The 5,205-nt window shown below is 36.8% G+C and carries 5 protein-coding genes; 2 read left to right on the top strand and 3 right to left on the bottom strand.

The annotated features are described in order from the left end of the window. The first annotated feature begins 90 nt into the window (after positions 1-90). Both D6734_11790 and D6734_11785 read left to right on the top strand, forming a co-directional pair. Positions 91-1,716, top strand: coding sequence for a long-chain-fatty-acid--CoA ligase (locus D6734_11790; GenBank protein RMF92667.1), 1,626 nt, complete (start codon positions 91-93; stop codon positions 1,714-1,716). A gap of 334 nt (positions 1,717-2,050) precedes the next feature. After that, positions 2,051-2,461, top strand: coding sequence for a response regulator (locus D6734_11785; protein RMF92666.1), 411 nt, complete (start codon positions 2,051-2,053; stop codon positions 2,459-2,461). An 82-nt stretch (positions 2,462-2,543) separates the two neighbouring features. On the opposite strand, the gene bioD is transcribed toward D6734_11785, so the two are convergent. The 3 genes from bioD to D6734_11770 are packed head-to-tail and all read right to left on the bottom strand — an operon-like array spanning position 2,544 to position 5,056. Then, entirely contained in the window at positions 2,544-3,266 is a 723-nt protein-coding gene (gene bioD / locus D6734_11780; protein RMF92665.1) for a dethiobiotin synthase, read from the bottom strand. Next, entirely contained in the window at positions 3,263-4,015 is a 753-nt protein-coding gene (gene larB / locus D6734_11775; GenBank protein ID RMF92664.1) for a nickel pincer cofactor biosynthesis protein LarB, read from the bottom strand. Before larB ends, bioD begins: the two co-directional genes overlap by 4 nt. 6 nt (positions 4,016-4,021) lie before the next feature. After that, positions 4,022-5,056: an NAD(P)-dependent glycerol-3-phosphate dehydrogenase gene (locus tag D6734_11770; protein RMF92663.1), complete on the bottom strand. Its 1,035-nt coding sequence runs from the start codon at positions 5,054-5,056 to the stop codon at positions 4,022-4,024. Positions 5,057-5,205: the final 149 nt, after the last annotated feature.

Here is a 5,205-nt window from a genome sequence, read left to right as displayed (position 1 = left end):
CTTTTAGATAACTCATCTGCTATGGTGTGATATGATAATTATCCTTTCCTATAGATTATACGTACAAATAATCTCTTGCATTTCTAAGTTATTGTGTTATTAACCGAGCATACGCTCAAAAAAATCAAAAAAATAAAAGGAGGAGAAATGGTTGTAGGAGATATTGTAAGGAATAATGCAAGAAATTATCCAAAGAAAACAAGCTTTATTTTTGAGAGCAACAGATTTACTTGGGCTCAAACAGATGAAAGGGTTAATAGACTTGCAAATTTTCTTTTATCGCTTGGTTTGAAATCACAGGATCCTGTAGGACTTCTTTCCAGAAATTGCCATCAATGGTTCGAGACAGCTTTTGCCGTTGCAAAAGCAGGTTTGAAATTAGTCCCCCTTAATATGGCTTTTGTTGCTGCAGAACTTGAGCAGATAGCAAATGATGCAGGAATTAAAGTATTAATTGTTGAGGACACAAAGGTTGAGATTGCAAATGAACTCAAAAAGAAATGTCCGACGGTGGAGACATTGATAGGAATCTGTCATGATAAGGAACACGGTTTAGAAAATGATTTTGAAAAAATAATAGAAAATGGCAAACCTCAGGATCCAAATATAGAAGTTTCAAAAGATGATGTTTTTCTTCATATTTATACAAGCGGAACTACAGGTGTCCCAAAGGGCGCAATGCTTACACATTATAACAATGTAAGTGAAGGCATTTGTGCAGGTTATGAATTTAGACTTCTTCCCCACGACATTGCTTTGAGTGCCTTGCCTCTCTATTTCATTGGAGGCTGGGGAGGCACCGCCCTGCCTGCACTTGTAAGGGGATGTACACATGTAATCATTAATTTTGATCCTGATAAATTTTTGGAAACAGTCCAAAGAGAAAAGGTTTCATATACAATTCTCGTTCCTACGATAATCAATATCTTGATAAACCATCCTGATCTTGAAAAGTATGATTTATCAAGCATTAGAGTTATACCATTTGCCGGCTCGCCTTTGCCTGTTGAGCTTTGGAAGAGAGCGGCAGCAAAATTTGGCAATGTTTTCCAGTCGATTTATGGGTTAACCGAGGTATGTGCTACTATAACGGTTTTGCCTCCTGAAGAGGTATCACTTGAAGGTGACGCAAAAAAGGTCGAAAGATTGGCTTCAATAGGTAAAGCAATGATAGGTTCTGCCGCAAGGGTTGTTGATGACGATATGAATGATATTAAACCCGGAAGCGGAGAGGTAGGTGAAATTGTCTTGCGAGGCAATACTGTAATGAAAGGCTATTGGAATGCTCCTGAAATTACGGAAGAGACATTCAGAGGAGGATGGCTCCATACAGGAGACCTTGCTCAAGTAGATGAAGATGGTTTCATTTATATTACAGACCGCAAAAAGGATTTGATTATTAGCGGCGGAAAAAATGTTTATCCACGAGAAGTTGAAGAAGTTTTATATAAGCATGAAGCTATTCTTGATGCTTGTGTCATAGGAGTACCTGATGAGAAATGGGGAGAAACCGTAAAAGCCGTTGTTGTATTGAAAGAAGGCAAAAATGTAGCAGAGGAAGAGATTATAGAATTCTGTAAACAACATCTTGCATCATACAAAAAGCCCACTTCAGTTGATATTGTAAAAGAGCTTCCAAGGACATCATCAGGTAAGATTTTAAAGAGAAAGGTAAGAGAGAAGTATTGGGAAGGTAAAGAATCCAAGTTGGTTTAGGGATAAATATAGAACGAATCTGATTGAAGCCCTTTCTATATTCTGGGAAGGGCTTTTTTTGTAATAATGAACATATTATAAAGGATATTTTCAATCTTTTTATTAATTTTCGATTTTTTGGAATGCTAATAAATCTTAATAAATATATTTAAACAATTATCATTCACTGAAAAATAAATCAAAAGTAAAATAGTCATTCTCTTGAAATTTTCTATCTCTGCATTATATTAATAATAAAAAGATAATCTCAATTTGCCTGCCCCCCGTTGAAAGATGATTGTTGAAGGGGAATGAAGTAGATGGCTTTCAAAAAGGGGAAGGGGAGGTGTGAAAAATGAAATATTTAAGTCCTACCGAAAAGTGTAAGATACTGATCATAGAAGATAGCCCCTTCCTTCTCAAACTCTATTCAGAAGAACTTACAGAAGAAGGATATATGGTAAAGGGTTGTCTTGATGGTGCTCAAGCTCTAAAAATGGTAAAAATGAATAGTGATATCGACCTGATAATCCTTGATGCAAAATTGCCTCGAATGGACGGGAGAGAGTTTTGTAAAAAAGTCAAAGAAAGGTTGCCTTCTATACCTGTCATTGTCAATTCTGCTTACGACCATTTGGAAGATGATTTCAAGGAAGTCGGGGCAGCTGAATACCTTGTAAAATCATCCAATTTAACCTTTTTAAAAGAAACAGTGAAAAAATTTCTTAAAAAGAAACAAAATTTCGCCTTGCAATCTGCATCATAATTTTCAGCAGAAAGAATTTAAAGGATTATTAAAATTTCATTTCAACTCTATCATTGCTTCTTCACGAAAGGACGTTTTATGCTTATTGAAGAAGTAAATCTGCCAGCGGGGCAAGCAAGGATGAAGCTTCCTTCCTTATGGTTGTAGAGTTTATTCTCTCAATTTTTGGGAAAATGAAGATTGGAATTTCAGGGAACAATTCCCTCAAAACATCAGGATTAGTTTTTTCAGCTATATTTTTTGTTTTTCTATTGTATCCGCTAATTACAATTGCACTGATTTTGATTTTCCCCTTTTTTGCTGCTTCAACAGTGAGTGCGGTGTGATTGATTGTGCCAAGTAGCGGACGGGCAACAATAATTAGGGGGAAACCAAAATCCTTTATCATATCACGGACAAAGTAATCTTTTGTAATAGGAACCATTATTCCACCTAAACCTTCTACAATGCAGAAATCCCCTATTTTTTTTACTGTATCAAAGCATTCTTTAATCCTTTTGAGGTTGACCGGTTTTTTTTCGATTCTTGAAGCAGGCATTGGCGCTAAAGGATTTTTATATCTTGATGGGACAATCTGTGAAAGTGAAATATCGCTTGCAGAAGCATACTTCAGATTTATACCATCAGCTGGCGCAAGAATTTTAGAGCGGATTTTACATCCTGTTTCAATAGGCTTCATCACTGATACTTTTATTCCTCGTGAAACCAAATGCATTGCCAATGATGATGCAATAACAGTTTTACCTACTTCTGTATCAGTGCCTGTTATAAAAACTCCTTTTGCTTTTGACTTTTTCTGTTTCATTCTCCAAGGATATTGATATTGTGTGCAAGATATCCGGCGCCGAATCCATTGTCTATGTTTACTGTTGCGATACCCGATGCACAGCTGTTGAGCATTGTGAGTAAAGCAGCAATTCCCCCGAAACTTGCCCCATAACCTACACTAGTGGGCACTGCAATTACTGGTTTGTCAACTAACCCTGCAACTACAGATGCAAGGGCACCCTCCATACCAGCGACGACTATAATGACACGGGCTTTGCCGAGTTTCTCCGATTGCGACAATACTCTGTGTATACCTGCAACTCCGACATCGTAGAGTCTGTCTGTTGTGCTTCCCAATGTTTTGCATGTCATATAGGCTTCTTCAGCCACAGGGATGTCCGACGTGCCTGCTGTAACTATCATTACAACACCCTTTGTACTTTTTGGTTTTTTCTTTTCCACAACAATTGTTCTTGCCTGCTCGTTATATACTGCCTTTTTGTCTATTTTTTTTACTGCTTTGTAAGCCTCAATCGTTGCCCGTGTTGCTAAAAGGGTATGATTTCTTGATAAAATGCTCTTGGCAATATCTTTTATTTGAGAGACAGTTTTACCTTCACAGAAAATTACTTCTGGGAATCCTTTTCTCAGGTTTCTATGGTGGTCAATTCTTGCAAATTCAAGGTTTTCTATGGAAAAATACTTTATCTTTTCAGCTGCTTTTTCAACCGTTATTTTTCCTTTTTCAATATCTCTCAGTATTTTTTTTAAATCCTTAATGTCCATCTTTTTTTACATAATCCCTTCTTGAAACTCTTTCTTCAAATTTCTTTCCATCAACGATTTTATGGCATCGCTGGGTTTTTTGTTATGAAAGAGAATCAAATAAACTTCATGACAAATTGGCATTTCCACATTTTGTTTTTTAGCAAGCCCTTCAACTGATTTTGATGTTTCCACTCCCTCTGCAACCATTTTCATCCCTGAAAGAATATCTGACAGTGATTCTCCTTTGGCAATCCTGTATCCGACTGTGCGGTTTCGGCTGAGGTTTCCTGTACAAGTTAGAATTAAATCACCTATACCTGCTAATCCTGCAAATGTTAGAAGTTTTGCACCCATTGATATGCCAAGTCTTGATATTTCTGCTATTCCGCGTGTTATTAGAGCCGCTATCGTATTGTGTCCTCCGCCTAATCCAGATACGATACCGGCGGCAATAGCTATTACATTTTTGATTGCACCTCCAAGTTCTACCCCTATTATGTCATTGTTTGTATATGCGCGGAAATGGTGATTGCTAAAGAGCATCTGAAACTGCCGTGAAGCTTCCTCAGATTCAGAAGCAATCACCATAACAGTAGGAAGCTTTTTGGCAACTTCAATTGCAAATGTAGGTCCGCCTAATGTTACCAAATTGTATTTTTTCTCATTACCGAGCGTTTCTTTTATCACCTGAGACATTGTGCAAAGAGATTCTTTTTCTATGCCTTTTGATGCACTTACAAAAAAACACTCATTTGGAATAAAAGGTTTGGCTTTTTCTATGACGCTTCTTGTGAATTGTGAGGGTACAACAGAAATGATTCTTTTTGAATTAGAACAAGCTTCCTCGAGAGAAGTAGTTGGAATAATATCATTAGATAAGGTTATTCCCGGCAAATAGACGCTGTTTGTCCTCTCTTTTTTTATTTCTTCGGCTGTTTCCTTTTCATAGCACCAAAGGTGGACACGATGTCCATTGTTGGCAAGCAAATTGGCAATTGCTGTGCCCCAACTGCCTGCACCAAGTACTGTTAATTTTTCCACTTTTTCACCTGCACTTATCCTAATATGACAATAAAATTTCTATATAAAAACAATAGAAGCATTTTTCAAAAAGAAAATCAAAATGCAAGTAAAAGTTTTATAACCTCCTTGCAGCTGAAGATTTGGAATTTCAATTATTCTACAAAAAATTATTGATTTTTTAATAT

The sequence above is a fragment of the Candidatus Schekmanbacteria bacterium genome, from assembly GCA_003695725.1.
In the GTDB taxonomy this organism is placed as follows: Bacteria; Schekmanbacteria; GWA2-38-11; order GWA2-38-11; family J061; genus J061.
The sequence above is the reverse complement of the archived record's forward strand: the minus strand, read 5'-3'. Positions and strand labels throughout refer to the sequence as shown.